We start from the raw sequence: 16,622 nt of genomic DNA on the forward strand, positions 1-16,622 counted from the left end.
GGAGCGAGCTTGCTCGCGATGAGGCCGGCCCAGTCAGCACAAAGTACAGATCATACGGTCATCCGCAACCGCGCCAGATCCCTCAGCGGCGGCGCGCCGAACAGCCGGCTGTATTCGCGGCTGAACTGTGACGGGCTTTCATAACCCACGCGATACCCTGCCGCCGAGGCTTCCAGCCCTTCGGCCAGCATCAGGCGACGGGCTTCCTGCAGGCGCAATTGCTTCTGGTACTGCAACGGGCTCATGGCGGTCATTGCCTTGAAACGATGGTGCAGGGTCGAGACGCTGAGGTTGACTTCCCGGGCCAGGTCGTCGATGCGCAGCGGCTGTTCGAAATGGCCGTTGAGCCATTTGATCGCCTGGCTGATGCGATGGCTCTGGCTGTTGGCAATGGCGATTTCATACAGCCGGTAGCCTTGCGGGCTGCGCAGCAGGCGATAGAGGATTTCCCGGCGCACCAGTGGCGCGAGCATGGCGATGTCTTTCGGGCTGTCCAGCAACCGTGCCAGGCGCAGCACGGCATCGAGCATCGGCGTGTCCAGGCGTTCGACATACAGGCCGCGACCGGCGGGGCGGGTCGGTACGCCCAAGGGACCGGCGTCGGCGATCAGCGCGGTGATTTCCGCCGGGTCGATGTCCAGGCGCAGCGCCAGGATCGGCTGTTCGGGCGACACGTCGGCGATGCACCCGCTCAATGGCATCGAGACCGAGACCACCAGGTAGTGCAACGGATCGTAGTTGAACAGTTCGTCTGCCAGGCGTACCTGCTTGCTGCCCTGGGCCATGATGCACAGCGCCGGTTGGGCCAGCACCGGGGCAAATCTATGCGGCTGGCTGTGGCGCGACAGGTGCAGCGAACCGATGGCCGTGGCGTAGCTGCCGTCCTCGTTGGTATTGCGTTCGATGATCGATGCCAGCTCGGCGCGCTGTTGTTCCAGGTAAGTGTCCAGCGGGACGTGGGCGTGATCGAGTGGCGACATGCCGAAATCCTCGGATGATAGGGATGCGATGGACGCAGCTTAAATTTGTGCAAGGCGCAGCGGTAGCAACATCCTGTTGAAAGCTTGCCTGATCCTGCACGGCATGTCGGATCGGGACGGCGCAACCTGCTCGAAACTTGCTTGAAACCTTTTGTTTCAAGTTGCGCTGTTTGTGTCGGTTCCAAGCCAGGTCGGCGGCATCTGCGGGCAGGATCGTGCAATGTGTCGGCAGGAATCGACTAACGAAGCTGGCGTCGGGGCGCTTAACCTTTGATCCTGTCGCAGCCCGTCCCCGGCTGCACAACGGATCACCTGGGAGGGTTGAACATGACTACACAGATCCCCGTCAGTCACATGGCTTTCGTGCGGGCACGAGCCGGCCGCAGCCAGCAATTGGGTGCGCGCTTGAGTACCTTGATCACCCCGTCGCGGCAAGCTCCCGGTTGCCTGCACTTCGCCTTGCAGCAATCGCAATGCGACGCCGATTTGTGGCTGGTGTCCGGGCTGTGGTCCCACCAGCAGGCGATGGAGGCCTACTTCAATTCCCCGGCGATGGCGATCTTCGCCGAGCTGGTGCAGGACCTGGTGGTGAGCAGCCTGGATTTCCATACCTTTCGCGAGGTGTCTGCCGCCAAGGCGACCGAAGGGTGCATGGCGAAGGTACACAAACTGGCCGGTTGAAGGTTTAATGACGGTCATTCCAACCGCCAGGATGCGCATTATGGCACGCAAAGCCTTTGAAACTTTTGAAGCTGTTTCCGCTGTTGTCCCAAAGGAGGGTGGCGGCTACCACGCGGCCATTGCCACCAAGGCCATCGGCAGTTCCGGCGCGCCGCGTTTCAATAAAGTGCTCGAAGAGCAGACGTTCGAGACTGCTTTCAAAGCCGATGAAGCGGCTGCCCAGCAGTTGACTCACCTGCAGGGTGTCGACGACGAAGGCGACCTGATCTGGTAATCGGCATTTGAGGATTGCTTTTGTGGCGAGGGAGCTTGCTCCCGCTGGGCCGGTCCGACGCTTCGGGCGAAGCGGCCCCTGCTTTCTGGCCATCACACCGTAGGGGATGCTGACGCATCCAGCGGGAGCAAGCTCCCTCGCCACGGGTGATCGTGCAGGTCTCACTTCGGGCGATGCATCCTGAACAACGCCTCCGGCCCCAGCTGGAAATAATCCGCCGGCCCGCCACCGCGCAAAATCGGCTCGGCGGCGGCGGTGTCGTATACCCCATCCTTCAACAGCCACTTGGCGATGTGCACGGCGACGACTTCGCCGAGGATCAGCCAGCTCGGTACGAGCGCCTTGTCGGCACGTTGCAGCTGAATGATCTGCGTGACCTTGCATTCGAAGGACACCGGGCTCTCTGCCACGCGCGGCACCTGGATCACCCGCGACGGGGCGGTTGTCAAACCTGCCAGTTCGAACTCATCGACCTCTGGCGCGACCATTGCGCAGCTCTGGTTCATCTGCTCGGCCAGCGGGCGGGTGGCCAGGTTCCAGGCGAACTCCCCGGTCTGCTCGATATTGTTCAGGCTGTCTTTGCGCCCGACACTTGAGAAACCGATGATCGGCGGAACGTAGTTAAAGGCGTTGAAGAAACTGTAAGGCGCCAGGTTCAGGCGACCTTCGCCGTCCTGGGAAGAAATCCAGCCAATGGGCCGTGGACCGACGATCGCGTTGAACGGATCGTGGGGCAGGCCGTGACCGTTGGCGGGTTCGTAGAAATGGATGTCATCGGGCATGAAGGCGTAGGTCCTGGGATCGGTTTGAACGGTATCCGAGGATAGTGCAGGCGCCGACCGGTTTTGTCAGCAACCCAGAACCCGTGTGGGAGCGAGCCTGCTCGCGAAAGCGCTGGATCAGTTGGCTGGGATGCCGACTGTGCCATTGTCTTCGCGAGCAGGCTCGCTCCCACAGTGTCGGGTGATGGCTGGAATCAGTTGGTGGACGCCGCATCGGCGCGGTCGGCGCCCTGTGTTGCGACGGTCGGCTCGGTGGCGTGATTTTCATCTTGTCTGGCAACAGCGGCCGAGCCGCTGCGGTCATGGGTGCCGGCGATAAAAGCGGCGGTGCCGGTGCGGTCGAAGCCGTCGTCGGCAAAAGCGCTGGAGGCCAATACGGAGAGAGTCAGGGCGAAAATGAGTTGGGTTTTCATGGTCATGCTCCAATCAATGTTTTGATGGAGATGAGAATGAAGTGCGGTCATTAAGTGAGAATTAATCTCGAAAACCTGGAGCGAAAAAGGGGCGAACCTGGCGAGGTCAGCCCCTTCTGTTGCTACGCCTTGACTATCAGTCCGTCACGATCCGCGAGTGCTTGCGGGTGTCTTTCATGGTGATGTAGACCAGCAGCGATACCGCGATGCAGCCCGTCACGTACCAGTAGTAGCCGGTTTCCATGCCGATGCTCTTGAACCACAGCGCGATGTATTCGGCGGTGCCGCCGAAGATCGATACGGTCAGGGCGTACGGCAGGCCGACGCCGAGGGCGCGGATCTCGGTAGGGAACAGCTCGGCTTTCACCACCGCGTTGATCGAGGTGTAGCCGCTGACGATGATCAGCGCGGCCATGATCAGGAAGAACGCGCCCCACCAGGTCTGGATGGTGTGCAGGGTGGTGAGGATCGGCACCGTGAACAACGTGCCCAGGATGCCGAAGGCAATCAGGATCGGCCGGCGACCGATCTTGTCCGACAGCCCGCCGATGATCGGTTGCAGGCACATGAACAGGAACAGCGTGGCGGCGGAAATGGTGGTGGAGTCGGAGATGCTCATGCCGACGGTGTTCACCAGGTACTTCTGCATGTAGGTGGTGTAGGTGTAGAAGGCCAGCGTGCCGCCCATGGTCAGGCCGACCACGGTCAGCAGTTCCTTTGGATGACGCATCAAGGTGCGCATCGCGCTTTCCTTGGCTTTTTCCTTCTTGGTGAACGACTCGGTTTCTTCCATGCCGCGACGCAGGTACAGCGCCACGACCGCGCACAGCGCGCCGATGGCGAACGGGATGCGCCAGCCCCAGGCGTACAGTTGCTCGGTGGTGAGGACCTGCTGCAACACGATCAGCACGCCGAGGGCGATGAGCTGGCCGGAGATCAGGGTCACATACTGGAAGCTGGAGAAGAAACCACGCCGTTCCTTGGTCGCCATCTCGCTCAGGTAGGTGGCCGACGTGCCGTACTCGCCCCCCACTGACAAGCCCTGGAGCAAGCGGGCGAAGACCAGCAGGATCGGCGCGCCGACGCCGATGGTTTCGTAGCTCGGGCTCAGGGCGATGATCAGCGAGCCGAAGCACATCAGGTACACCGAGGCCATCAACGCGCGCTTGCGGCCGGCACGGTCGGCATACAGGCCCATCAGCCAGCCGCCGATCGGGCGCATCAGGAAGCCGACGGCGAAGATCGCGGCGGTGTTGAGCAGTTGGGCGGTGGTGTCGCCCTTGGGGAAGAAGGCTTTGGCGAAGTACAACGAGAAAGCGGCATAGACGTACCAGTCGTACCACTCGACCATGTTGCCGACCGAGCCGCTGAAGATCGATTTGATCCGGCTGGCGGTGGTTCTTTCACGGGCGGGCACGGCAGCCGACCCAATGGGCAGGGCGTTGGAGTTATCCATTGAAGGATCCTTCGTTTAATTGTTTTTGTGGAGCGCGTGTGAACGCAGCCTGACAGGGCTATAGCAGGAGCTGTGCCAGGTGGCGGAGGGCCGGTTTAGAGGGGTTGATGGCGGCGTCTAAGCGGAAATCCGCTTATTGTGGCTAAGGGGTTGGGCGGAAATCCGCTTATCAAGTGATGTATCGGGCGGCCTCTTCGCGAGCAGGCTCGCTCCCACATGGGTTCAGTATTCGCAGGTCCCTGTGGGAGCGAGCCTGCTCGCGAAGAGGGCAGAGCAGGCAGCGGAAAAATCAGCTCTCCTGCAAAAACATCTCCCGATTCAACCCATGCCGCTGCATCTTTTCATTGAAGGTACGGCGCGGCAGTTGCAGTTCTTCGAGCACGGCTTTCACGTCGCCCTTGTGTCGCGTGAGGGCGGCGCGCAGGCATTGCGCTTCGAAGGCTTCCTGCCGGGCCGCCAGGGATTGGCCGGGCGCCGCATCCTCGGCGGGCAGCTGCTCCAGGCCCAGCACCTGGCGTTCGGCGACGTTGGCCAGCTCGCGGACGTTGCCCGGCCAGTCATGGCTGAGCAAATGGCTCAGTTGCGGGCCGCTCAGCGGCGTTGCCGGGCGGCCCAGGCGTTCGGCGGCGCTGTAGGCGAAATGTTCAAACAGCAAGGGGATGTCTTCGCGCCGTTCACGCAGCGGCGGCAGGCGCAGTTCGGCAATGTTCAAGCGATAGGCCAGGTCTTCGCGAAAGCGCCCGGCACGGGCTTCGTCCAACAGGTCCGGTTTGGTCGCGGCAATGATGCGCAGGTCCACCGGGATGCTCTGGTTGGAGCCCAGGCGCTCGAGTTTCTTTTCCTGCAGAACCCGCAGCAACTTGGCCTGTTGCGCCAGGGGCATGCTTTCGATTTCATCAAGAAACAGCGTGCCGCCATCGGCATATTCGAGCTTGCCGATGCGTTTGCCCTGGGCGCCGGTGAACGCGCCGCTTTCATGGCCGAACAGTTCGGCCTCGAACAGCGGCTCGGGAATGGCCGCACAGTTCAGCGCCACGAAAGGCTTGCTCGCCCTTGGGCCGAAATCATGCAGGCAGCGGGCGACCAGTTCCTTGCCACTGCCGGTTTCGCCGCGAATCAACACGTTGACTGGCAGGGTCGCCAGGTCCAGCACCTGGCGGCGCAGGTTCTGCAAAGGCCGGGAGACGCCCAGCAGCGTGGTGTCCAGCCGGGCCCTGGCGTCGGCCTGCTCGTGCAGTCGCCGGTTCTCCAGCACCAGGAAACGTTTATCGAGGGCGCGACGCAGGCTGCCCAGCAGGGCTTCAGGGCTGAAGGGTTTTTCCAGGAAGTCGTAGGCCCCGTCGCGCATGGCTTCCACCGCCATCGGTACATCGCCGTGACCGGTCAACAGGATCACCGGCAGGTCGGGGTCGCGCTTGCGTACTTCGGCCAACAGTTCCAGGCCGCTGAGCCCAGGCATGCGCACGTCGCTCAGGATCACCCCGGCAAAATTCTCCGGCAACTGCACCAGGCAGTCTTCGGCGCGGCTGAACAACTGCACGCGGAATCCGGACAGGCTCAGCCACTGCTCCACGGCACTGCGGATACTGCTCTCGTCATCGACGACTATGACCGAATCAAGCATGCAACGGCGCCTCCGGATCGATGGGCAAGGAGACGCAGAATACCGCGCCGTTTTCGTGATTGCCCGCTGTCAGCCGCCCGCCGGATTCATGAATGATCGCAAACGACACCGCCAGGCCCAGGCCCAGGCCATCGCCGACGGCCTTGGTGGTGAAAAAGGGGTCGAACACCTGGGCCAGGTGCTCTTCGGCAATTCCGCCGCCGCTGTCTTTCACCGTCAGGCACCACAGTTGCTCATCGGCCTGCAGGCGCACTTCCAGGCGCTTGATCGGTTGATCGACCATCGCGTCGAGAGCGTTGCGCAGCAGGTTGATCAGCACCTGTTCGAGGCGGATCGCGTCGCCGCGAACCCAGGCCGGGCGGGCCAGGTGCAACACCGTGCTGACGTGTTCATCGCGCAGGCGTGTCTCCAGCAATTGCAGGGCCTGGTCGACCACCGCTGCCAGGTCCAGGCGCTCTCGCAGGCCGCTCGGGCTTTTGCGGGCAAAGGTTTTGAGGTGGCCGGTGAGAGCCGCCATGCGCGTGAGCATGTCATCCACCGGTTTGAGCGCCTTGTAGGCGTCATCGATCCGGCCATGGTCAAGCAACAGGCGCAGGGTCGCCAACTGCATGCGCTGGGCGGTTAGCGGCTGGTTGATCTCGTGGGCCAGTGCCGCCGACATCTGCCCCAGGGCCGCGAGCTTGGCCGATTGCACCAGGCCGTCCTGGGCAGTGTGCAGTTCACGCGTGCGTTCCTCCACCAGCCGTTCGAGTTCCTCGCGGCTGCGTTGACGCAGTCTTGCCAGGCGCCAGCGCTGATTGAGAAACAGCAACAGGAACACCAGCGCCAGCCACAACCCGGCGGCGGCGAGCCCGGCGTTGCGCAGGTCTTCAAAGGCGATCTGCGGCCTGCGCAACAAATGCAAGGTCCAGCCTTCGCCGGTCAACGGCAGGGATTCCCAGAGATAGTCCGCCGTGCCATCGGGCGCTTCGACCCGGGCCAGATGGCTGTTGTCGTCGAAGCGTCGCAGCGGATCGAAGGCCAGGGGCTGCAACGGTTGCTTGTCGTATTGACGGGTAGCCTTGAGTTCGGCGCGGTCGCTGTCGGCCAGTGGGCGCAGGTGGCGATAACGCCAGCCCGGGCGGTTGGCAATGAAAATGATGCCGCGCGCATCGCTGACCAGCAAGGTGTCGCTGCCCTGGCGCCACTCCCGCTCCAGCTCGGGGAACTCCAGCTTCACGACCATGGCGCCGAGGAACTCGCCGTTGTCGCCGGTTACCGCGCTCGACAGGAAATAGCCGGGGATGCCACTGGTTACGCCCACGGCATAAAACCGCCCGGTGCCTTGGGTGCGGGTCTGGATGAAATAGGGACGAAAACCATAGTTGTGGCCGACATAGCTGCTCGGCAGCCGCCAGTTGCTGGCCGCCACGGCCAGGCCGGTATGGTCCAGCAATTCCAGGGTGGAGGACTGCGCGGCGCCGTTGATCTTTTCCAGCTTGCGATTCAGTTCATCCTGTTGCGCCGCACTGACCGGGCCCTTTAGGGCATCGCGCAGTTGTGGGTCCAGCGCCAGCACGGAGGGCAGGGCGCGGTAGCGTTCAATCAGGGTATGAAGGGAGTTGGCGTACAGCGCCAGTTGCTGGCTGGCACGGCTGGCGTCCTCTTCCAGGGCCGCGCGTTCGGCGTGACGCACGGCGAGAGCGGCGGCGATGGCAGCGCCAGTGAGAATCAGCAGGGTGTACAGCGACAGGCGCAGGGTACGGGTATTCGGCATGCTGGCGTAAACCAGTGGAAAGTCGGGCGGGCAAGATAGCATGCTGGATCGGCTTCGGGCCTGCACCGCCGCCATCGCGAGCAAGCTCGCTCCCACACTGTGGTCTGCGGTGATCACTGTATTTCGATTCACACCCTATCCCTTGTGGGAGCGAGCCTGCTCGCGAATGCGGTGGAACACTCTGCATTGATGTCGACTGACAAAGCGCTTTCGCGAGCAGGCTCGCTCCCACAGGTTTTGATTGTGGTATCACAAAAAAAGGCCGGTGAGCTTGTCGCCCCACCGGCCTTTTTCACAACGGTAAAATGCGCGTTACTGCACTTCGACCGCCAGGCTTTCGCTGATCTTCTGCTGCCAGATCGCCGGACCGGTGATGTGCACCGACTCGCCCTTGCTGTCGACCGCAACGGTCACCGGCATGTCCTTGACCTCGAACTCGTAGATCGCTTCCATCCCCAGTTCGGCGAACGCCAGGACCTTGGATTTCTTGATCGCCTGGGCCACCAGGTAAGCGGCACCGCCGACGGCCATCAGGTAGACCGCCTTGTTGTCCTTGATCGCTTCGATGGCGGTCGGGCCGCGCTCGGATTTGCCGATCATGCCCAACAGGCCGGTCTGCTCGAGGATCTGGCGGGTGAACTTGTCCATCCGCGTGGCGGTGGTCGGGCCGGCCGGGCCAACCACTTCGTCGCCGACCGGGTCGACCGGGCCAACGTAGTAGATGAAGCGGCCCTTGAGGTCCACCGGCAGGGTTTCACCCTTGTTCAGCATCTCGACCATGCGCTTGTGCGCCGCGTCGCGACCGGTGAGCATCTTGCCGTTGAGCAATACCGTTTCGCCCGGCTTCCAGCTCTGCACTTCTTCCGGGGTCAGGGTGTCGAGGTTCACGCGCCGCGCCGACGGACCGGCTTCCCAGACGATTTCCGGGTAGGCGTCCAGCGGTGGCGCTTCCAGCGAGGCCGGGCCGCTGCCGTCGAGCACGAAGTGGGCATGACGGGTGGCGGCGCAGTTGGGGATCATGCACACCGGCAGGGAGGCGGCGTGGGTCGGGTAGTCCATGATCTTCACGTCGAGCACGGTGGTCAGGCCGCCCAGGCCCTGGGCGCCGATGCCCAGTTGGTTGACCTTCTCGAACAGCTCCAGGCGCATCTCTTCGATACGGTTCTGCGGGCCGCGGGCCTTGAGCTCGTGGATGTCGATGGATTCCATCAACACTTCCTTGGCCATCACCGCGGCTTTCTCGGCGGTGCCACCGATGCCGATGCCGAGCATGCCCGGTGGGCACCAGCCGGCGCCCATGGTCGGAACGGTCTTGAGTACCCAGTCGACGATGGAGTCGGACGGGTTGAGCATGGCCATCTTCGACTTGTTCTCGGAGCCGCCGCCCTTGGCCGCCACGTCCACTTCCACGGTGTTGCCCGGGACAATGGAGTAGTGGATGACCGCCGGGGTGTTGTCCTTGGTGTTCCTGCGCGCGCCTGCCGGGTCGGCGAGGATCGATGCGCGCAGGACGTTTTCCGGCAGGTTGTAGGCGCGACGCACGCCCTCGTTGATCATGTCGTCCAGGCCCATGGTCGCGCCATCCCAACGCACGTCCATGCCCACGCGCACGAACACGGTCACGATACCGGTGTCCTGGCAGATCGGCCGATGGCCGGTGGCGCACATGCGTGAGTTGATCAGGATCTGCGCCATGGAATCACGGGCCGCCGGCGATTCTTCGCGCAGGTAGGCCTCGTGCATCGCCTGGATGAAATCCACGGGGTGGTAATAGGAAATGAACTGCAAGGCGTCGGCGACGCTCTGTATCAGGTCATCTTGCTTGATCACGGTCATGAGTCGCGCTCCTCTCTAAAGACGGGAACATTCAATAAGGTGCCGGCCGCTTGGGTGCATCGGTCGACGGGCGGCACCTCTATAAGGCACGCCGGGCATGCTGGCGCGACGCTAAAAAGGCGCGGCAGTATATCGCAGGCACGCAGCCTGTGGGAGCGAGCTTGCTCGCGATGGCGACCTGCGGCCTGAAGGCAGCGTCACCAAACCCGTGGCGAGGGAGCTTGCTCCCGCTGGGCTGCGCAGCGGCCCCAGGATTTTGCGGTCGCTGCGCATTGGAGCGCCAGCCCGGCCGAGCAGGAGCAAGCTCCCTCGCCACGGGGACCGCGTCGGAGCCAGCAGATGCGTCAATCTGGGCCATTGCTTTGACGCCATTTTTCTGCGCCAGAATTGAATGGTCATTTGCCGAACACGCCACTAAAGTGGCGTCTGGCCTGTAGCGTAGGACGCCTCTGTCAGTCTCCTTTCCCATGGTGAGTCACCGATTGACCCATAACGCCATCCAACGTCTTTTGCTTAAACGCTTTGCCCTCGCAGCCACGACTTATGCGCTGGCACTGGTATTGTTGTGGCTGGCGTTTTTCAGTGGTCATTACCTCGACACATTGCGTGGCGTCATTGTTGGCAGCCTGTTGGTCGTGCTGTGCCAGGCCGGTCTGTTCACGCTGTTCATCACCGACCGCAACCTGCGATTCGCCGACCCCAGCCTCACGGAAATACAGGTCTGGATCGGCCTGGGCTGGCAGACCTGGATGATGGCGCACCTGGACCAGGCCCGGGGCGTGTTCCTGGTGTTCTATGTGCTGATCCTGCTGTTCGGGCTGTTTCACCTTTCCCGCCGGGCCTTCGTGCGTTGCGCGACGCTGGTGTTCATCAGCTTCACCGGGATCACGCTCTGGGACGGTTATTTCTTTCGCCTGCCCGATCCGACGCTGGCCGGTCTGCAGGTCTGCGTACTGTTCATCGTGCTGGTGTGGCTGGTGTTGTACGCCCGCTACGTCCAGACCTCGCGCCAACGCATGCGCCAGCGTCGGTTTGCCTTGCAGGCGCACCAGGACACATTGCGCGGCATGATGCGCCAGCTCGAAGACCTGGTGGCCACCGATGAACTGACCGGCCTGTTCAACCGCCGGCACTTCCTGCGCCTGGCCGGCCGCGAGCTCAATACCCTCAGGCCCGGCGTCGCCCATGGCCTGGCCTTGATCGACCTCGACCATTTCAAACGCATCAACGACCTGCATGGCCATGCCGCGGGCGACCAGGTATTGCAGGCATTCGCCGCTGTCGCCACGGCATGCCTGCGCGAGGGCGATGTGCTGGCCCGTTACGGTGGCGAGGAGTTTGTCATGCTGCTCCCCGCTTGCGATCCCGCGCGCCTGACGGCCTGTTGCGAGCGATTGCGGCTGGCGTTCACCGAGGTTCGATTGGTCGATCTGCCGGTGGGCAACCTCAGTTTGTCGGTGGGGATGACGATGCTGGAAATCGGCGATGACCTGGACAGCGCCTTGCAGCGCGCCGACCAGGCCTTGTACCGTGCCAAGCGGGACGGTCGCAACCGTTGCGCCGCCGCCTGGGAGAACGTCGATGCCTGAACTGAAAGTCGCCGACCGGCAATGGACGGTGGCGGCTGGCGGCAATCTGCTGGACGCGCTTAACCACGGCGGCGTGCCGGTGCCCTATAGCTGCCGTGCCGGCAGTTGCCATGCCTGCTTGGTGCAATGTGTGAAGGGGGATGTGCGTGACAGCCGTCCCGACGCCCTGAGCCCGGCGCAGCGAGATAACGGTTGGCGCCTGGCATGCCAGTGCCAGGTGGTCGAAGACGTGCAGATCCACACCTTTGATCCGCAGCGCGACGGCCAGGCCGCCGCTGTGGACGCGGTGGATTGGCTGGGGGCTGACGTGCTACGCCTGCGCATCAGCCCGCAGCGACCACTGCGTTATCGAGCCGGGCAACATCTGGTGTTATGGGCCGGTGACGTGGCCCGGCCGTACTCCCTGGCGAGCCTGCCCGAAGAAGACCGATTCCTGGAGTTTCACCTCGATTGTCGCGAGCCCGGTCAATTCGTCGATGCGGCGCGACAACTGAGCACCGGAGACCCGATCCGCCTCGGCGAACTGCGCGGCGGCGCGCTGCATTACGACGCCGACTGGCACGATCGGCCGCTCTGGCTGCTGGCTGCTGGCACCGGCTTGGCACCGCTGTTCGGCATCCTCCGTGAAGCGCTGCGCCAGCAGCACCAAGGCACGATTCGGCTGATTCACCTGGCCCATGATGAGGCCGGGCATTACCTGGATAAACCTCTGAAGGCACTGGCGGCCAAACACCCCAACCTGAACGTCGAGCTATTGACCGCGGCCGAGGCGCCAGCGGCGCTCGCGCAACTGCGCCTGGCTTCGCGCCAGACCCAGGCCCTGGTGTGCGGTCATCCGGACCGGGTCGAGGCGTTTGCCAAGCGTTTGTACCTGGCGGGGCTGCCGCGTAATCAGTTGCTGGCGGATGTGTTTCTGACCCGCGAGGACAGTGGCGGCTGACAGACCGCCTTCGCGAGCAGGCTCGCTCCCACAGAGGGCGGCGCAAATCCAGTGTGGGAGCGAGCCTGCTCGCGAAGGCCTCAGCCCAGGCATCACATCCCCAAAGCCATAAACCAAAAAGCCCCGCCATTCACATGGCGGGGCTTTTGTTTTCAGCAACCGGTCATCAAACCATCGGGTCGCCGACGTGCAGGATCTTCATCCCGTTGGTGCCGCCGATGGTGTGGTAGCTGTCGCCCTTGGTCAGGATGACCCAGTCGCCGGTCTGCACCACGCCACGCTTGACCAGTTCATCCACCGCCGCCTGGCTGACTTCGCCCGGTTGCAGGGCGGCCGGGTCGAACGGCACGGTGTAGACGCCACGGAACATGGCGGCACGGGCCTGGGTTTCGCGGTGCGGGGAGAACGCATAGATCGGCACGGAGGAGCGGATGCGCGACATGATCAACGGCGTGTAGCCACTTTCGGTCAGGGCGATGATCGCCTTTACGCCCGGGAAGTGGTTAGCGGTATACATGCTCGCCAAGGCAATGCTCTCGTCGCAGCGCTCGAAGGTCTTGCCGATGCGGTGGCTGGACGTCTTGCCGGTCGGGTGCTTTTCAGCGCCGATGCAGATACGTGCCATGGCCTGCACCGCTTCGAGCGGGTAGAGGCCGGCGGCGCTTTCAGCCGAGAGCATCACGGCGTCGGTGTAGTCGAGCACGGCGTTGGCTACGTCGGACACTTCAGCGCGGGTCGGCATCGGGTTCTGGATCATCGACTCCATCATCTGGGTCGCAACGATCACCGCTTTGTTGTGGCGGCGTGCGTGCAGGATGATCTTCTTCTGGATGCCCACCAGCTCGGCGTCGCCGATTTCCACGCCGAGGTCGCCACGGGCCACCATCACGGCGTCGGACGCCTTGATCAGGCCATCGAGGGTTTCATCGTCGGCCACGGCTTCGGCGCGTTCGATCTTGGCCACCAGCCAGGCGGTACCGCCGGCCTCGTCGCGCAATTGACGGGCATATTCCATGTCCGCCGCGTCGCGCGGGAAGGACACCGCCAGGTAGTCGACTTCCATTTCCGCGGCCAGCTTGATATCGGCTTTGTCTTTGTCGGTCAGGGCCGGAGCAGTCAGGCCGCCGCCGCGACGGTTGATACCTTTGTGGTCCGACAGCGGGCCGCCAATGGTCACGACGCAGTTCAGTTCGGTGGCGGTGGCGGTCTCGACGCGCATCACCACGCGGCCGTCGTCGAGCAGCAGCTCGTCGCCCACGCCGCAATCCTTGACCAGGTCCGGGTAGTCGATACCGACGACTTGCTGGTTACCCTCGGTCAATGGATGGCTGGTGGAAAAGGTGAACTTGTCACCGATCTTCAGCTCGATGCGCTTGTTGGCGAATTTGGCAATGCGGATCTTCGGGCCTTGCAGGTCACCCAGCAGGGCGACGAAGCGGCCATGCTTGGCGGCCAGGTCGCGCACCAGCTTGGCACGAGCCTTGTGCTCGTCGGGGGTGCCGTGGGAGAAGTTCAGGCGGGCAACGTCCAGGCCAGCCAGAATCAGCTGTTCGAGAACTTCCGGCGAGTTACTGGCCGGGCCAAGGGTAGCGACGATTTTGGTGCGACGGACGGACATGCAGGACTCCTCAAGTTCAAGCGCCAGCGAAGGCTACTATGGTCTTTGGGTGTAGTCATTGTTCATGTGCACTACTTATTCGTTTCTTTTTCGAAATGAACATTCCTGAAAATTTCTGCGCCGTTAATTACTAAAGCCGAACATCGCTTTTGTGGCGAGGGAGCTTGCTCCCGCTCGGTTGCGTAGCGACTGCAAAATCTTGGGGCCGCTGCGCAGCCCAGCGGGAGCAAGCTCCCTCGCCACAAGAGCTGGTCCGATTGAAGATTTTTCGCGCCAGGTCGATAAAGAGCTCAAGACAGGAGAACCTCCCCATGCGATTCGTGCTTTTTATTGCCTTGGCCTTGAGCATCACGGGCTGCACCCGTTGGTCGATGAACCACCACATGAACCTGGCCTACAAGGCCTACGAGCGCGGCAATTGCGAGCAAGTGATGCTTGAACTGTCCAAGGTCGACCGCGCCAGCCGTGCCCGTCGTTATATGCAGCCGGAAGTCTCGATGATGCGTGGTCAATGCCTGGAGCGGCAAAAGCTGTTCGTCGATGCGGCGCAGACGTACCAGTTCATTCTCACGCAATACCCCAACAGCGAGTACGCCTATCGTGCCCGCGCCCGGCTCGAAACCTTGCAGAGCCTTGGGCATTACCCGACCCGTAGCACCTCGGCCATCCGCCCGACGGCGTTCTGAACGACGCCGGATCCAGGCCCTCGGCCAGGCGACGGCGCGGCATTATGATGGGGATCGCATCCGGACTGGCCGTCGTCAGAACCTGCGCTATAGTTGTACATCTGGCTATTAGAGCTTGGACTCTAATAGCCAGGTGGCGCCTGTAACCGATGAGACACGCCATGACGTTTGCTGGCGTCTGGCAAGGGAATCAGGGAGAGCGGGCTCGCTTGGGTTCGTTCCGAAGTGTTCGGTTGGCCGGTGAGCGGCCATTAAAAAAGCGATACAGGACATGTACAAAGAGCGCCGCATTGAACGACATCAGTTGGCTTGTTTTCTTGAGGTGTTCAACGGCCTCAACGAGAAACCGATCGGTTTTCTGGGCAACGTCTCTGAAAGTGGCCTGATGTTGATCAGTCAATTGCCGTTGATGATTGGCGCAAGCTTTGATCTTTATCTGAAAATCCCCACCGACGACGGATCACAGCAAGAGATCCGGTTGAAGGCCAAGTGCCTGTGGTGTCATGAAGACGTGACGCCGCAGCATTTCGATGCCGGTTTCAGCCTGCAATGGGCGCCGCCGGAGTACGGGGCGCTGGTCAGCGCGTTGCAGCAGTATTTCTGTTTTTATCCGTTGCCCGCCTCGGCTTGAGTAACCGACTCCTGCGCAGGGCCTAAGCGGTTCCGGCCTTTTTCCATGCCAGGTATTGGCTCACCAGATCCGCCCCTAGCTCGCCGGGGCGCGAATCCAGGGTCGGGATGCCATGGGCCGCCAACCGCAGATGGAGTCCGGCGCGGGTGTTCATGTAGTCCACCGTCCCGCAATAGGCCAAGGCTTCGGGCTGGGTTTGTACCGGCGCCTGGCGCAACCGGTCGAGTGCCTCTTCGCGCAGGCTGGCCACCAGCACCCGATGCTGCTGGCCCAGGCGCTTGACGGCAGCCAGCAGTTCCTCGTCGTCCTCATCCCGCAGGTTGGTCACCAACACCACCAGGGCCCGGCGTTTTTGCCGGGCCAGCAGTTGATTGACCGCGACCTGGTAATCGGCGGGATGCTGGCTGCTGTCCAGGTCATAGACCGCGTTGAGCAAGACGTTGAGCTGGCCGCTGCCTTTGACCGGCGCGAGGTAGCGCGGTCGCTCACTGGCGAAGGTGTACAGGCCGACGGCGTCGCCCTGGCGCAACGCGGTATAGCTGAGCAACAGGCAGGCATTGAGAGCGTGATCGAAGTGCGCCAGCTCGTCGTCCTGGCTGCGCATGCGCCGGCCGCAGTCGAGCATGAAGATAATCTGTTGGTCGCGTTCGTCTTCGTACTCACGGGCGATCGGCGTACGGTGGCGGGCGGTGGCCTTCCAGTCGATCTGGCGCAGGCTGTCGCCCTCGCGAAACTCGCGCAACTGATGGAATTCCTGGCCCTGGCCACGGCGCTGCCGCTGGCGTATGCCGAGCTGGCTCAGCCAGTTGTCGACGGCCAATAGCTGGCCGTCATAGAGCCTGGCGAAATCCGGGTAGACGCGAGTGTTGTCGAGCGCCTCCAGCAGGCGTTTGCCGGACCACAACCCCAGCGGGCTGGGCAGGCTGATCTCGCAGTGGCTGAAAATGAAATGACCGCGCTTGAGCGGGCGCAAGCGGTAGCCGAGCTGGCTGCGTTGGCCGGGTTGAAGTTCGACCGACAAGGGCAGGTCGTCGAAGTCGAGGCCATCGGGTACGTGATCGAACACCTGGACCGGCATTGGCTGGGCAAAGTCATGGCTGATCTGCAGGCGCACTTCGCCCCATCGGCCCAGTGCCAGGCTGCCCGGCATGTGTCGCTGTATGCGGGGCGAGGGCAGGCGCCGCAGCCGCACGGCATCGAGCAGCGCCAAGGCCAGCAAGGCCAGCAGCATCCCCCAGTTGATCGACAGGAGTGTCGACGGCACCGCGATGCCCAGCGCTCGCAATGTGCCTAGCACGATGCCGACGGCCAGCAGGATCGCGAGCCAGATGAGCAACAGGCGCGAGGGTTTCATGG

Annotated in this window: 15 protein-coding genes; 6 read left to right on the forward strand and 9 right to left on the reverse strand. The window is 62.8% G+C overall.

What is annotated here, in order from left to right; translation table 11 throughout:
• Positions 1–50: 50 nt before the first annotated feature.
• Complete coding sequence (locus tag M1E16_RS05280) at positions 51–980, reverse strand: AraC family transcriptional regulator (protein ID WP_458129362.1); 930 nt, start codon at positions 978–980, stop codon at positions 51–53.
• A gap of 327 nt (positions 981–1,307) precedes the next feature.
• Between M1E16_RS05280 and M1E16_RS05285 the strand changes: the two genes are divergently transcribed.
• Both M1E16_RS05285 and M1E16_RS05290 read left to right on the forward strand, forming a co-directional pair.
• Positions 1,308–1,661 (forward strand): putative quinol monooxygenase, encoded by a 354-nt coding sequence (locus M1E16_RS05285; RefSeq protein WP_458129363.1) that lies wholly within the window; start codon positions 1,308–1,310, stop codon positions 1,659–1,661.
• Positions 1,662–1,701: 40 nt separating this feature from the next.
• Positions 1,702–1,935 carry a hypothetical protein gene (locus M1E16_RS05290; protein WP_458130282.1) on the forward strand — a complete coding sequence of 78 codons (234 nt, stop codon included), beginning with the start codon at positions 1,702–1,704 and terminating at the stop codon, positions 1,933–1,935.
• 161 nt (positions 1,936–2,096) lie between these two features.
• On the opposite strand, the gene M1E16_RS05295 is transcribed toward M1E16_RS05290, so the two are convergent.
• From M1E16_RS05295 to M1E16_RS05320, 6 genes are all read right to left on the reverse strand, one after another.
• Positions 2,097–2,717, reverse strand: a complete 621-nt coding sequence (locus M1E16_RS05295; RefSeq protein ID WP_458129364.1) for a flavin reductase family protein — start codon at positions 2,715–2,717, stop codon at positions 2,097–2,099.
• Between the two features lie 194 nt (positions 2,718–2,911).
• Positions 2,912–3,130 carry a hypothetical protein gene (locus M1E16_RS05300; protein ID WP_458129365.1) on the reverse strand — a complete coding sequence of 73 codons (219 nt, stop codon included), beginning with the start codon at positions 3,128–3,130 and terminating at the stop codon, positions 2,912–2,914.
• Between the two features lie 136 nt (positions 3,131–3,266).
• A complete protein-coding gene (locus tag M1E16_RS05305) occupies positions 3,267–4,586 on the reverse strand; it encodes an MFS transporter (protein WP_305496467.1) in 1,320 nt (439 codons plus the stop codon).
• 289 nt (positions 4,587–4,875) lie between these two features.
• Entirely contained in the window at positions 4,876–6,210 is a 1,335-nt protein-coding gene (locus M1E16_RS05310; protein WP_458129366.1) for a sigma-54-dependent transcriptional regulator, read from the reverse strand.
• The gene (locus tag M1E16_RS05315) at positions 6,203–7,966 is read right to left on the reverse strand and encodes a sensor histidine kinase (protein WP_458129367.1); all 1,764 of its coding nucleotides are present in this window, start codon (positions 7,964–7,966) and stop codon (positions 6,203–6,205) included. The genes M1E16_RS05310 and M1E16_RS05315 overlap by 8 nt, the downstream gene beginning before the upstream one ends.
• 312 nt (positions 7,967–8,278) lie before the next feature.
• The gene (locus M1E16_RS05320; RefSeq protein WP_305496463.1) at positions 8,279–9,802 is read right to left on the reverse strand and encodes a fumarate hydratase; all 1,524 of its coding nucleotides are present in this window, start codon (positions 9,800–9,802) and stop codon (positions 8,279–8,281) included.
• Positions 9,803–10,284: 482 nt separating this feature from the next.
• Here M1E16_RS05320 and M1E16_RS05325 point away from each other — a divergent pair, with 482 nt between their 5' ends.
• A complete protein-coding gene (locus tag M1E16_RS05325; protein ID WP_434569654.1) occupies positions 10,285–11,391 on the forward strand; it encodes a GGDEF domain-containing protein in 1,107 nt (368 codons plus the stop codon).
• Complete coding sequence (locus M1E16_RS05330; RefSeq protein ID WP_458129368.1) at positions 11,384–12,331, forward strand: iron-sulfur-binding ferredoxin reductase; 948 nt, start codon at positions 11,384–11,386, stop codon at positions 12,329–12,331. Before M1E16_RS05325 ends, M1E16_RS05330 begins: the two co-directional genes overlap by 8 nt.
• 166 nt (positions 12,332–12,497) lie before the next feature.
• On the opposite strand, the gene pyk is transcribed toward M1E16_RS05330, so the two are convergent.
• Positions 12,498–13,949 carry a pyruvate kinase gene (gene pyk / locus M1E16_RS05335; protein ID WP_434625788.1) on the reverse strand — a complete coding sequence of 484 codons (1,452 nt, stop codon included), beginning with the start codon at positions 13,947–13,949 and terminating at the stop codon, positions 12,498–12,500.
• A gap of 311 nt (positions 13,950–14,260) precedes the next feature.
• On the opposite strand from pyk, the gene M1E16_RS05340 reads away from it, so the two are divergent.
• Positions 14,261–14,635 carry a tetratricopeptide repeat protein gene (locus tag M1E16_RS05340; RefSeq protein ID WP_305496455.1) on the forward strand — a complete coding sequence of 125 codons (375 nt, stop codon included), beginning with the start codon at positions 14,261–14,263 and terminating at the stop codon, positions 14,633–14,635.
• Between the two features lie 271 nt (positions 14,636–14,906).
• Positions 14,907–15,266: a PilZ domain-containing protein gene (locus M1E16_RS05345; protein WP_434625785.1), complete on the forward strand. Its 360-nt coding sequence runs from the start codon at positions 14,907–14,909 to the stop codon at positions 15,264–15,266.
• Positions 15,267–15,288: 22 nt separating this feature from the next.
• On the opposite strand, the gene M1E16_RS05350 is transcribed toward M1E16_RS05345, so the two are convergent.
• Positions 15,289–16,620, reverse strand: a complete 1,332-nt coding sequence (locus M1E16_RS05350) for a DUF58 domain-containing protein (protein ID WP_458129369.1) — start codon at positions 16,618–16,620, stop codon at positions 15,289–15,291.
• Positions 16,621–16,622: the final 2 nt, after the last annotated feature.

Source organism: Pseudomonas sp. Z2-11, assembly GCF_054161305.1.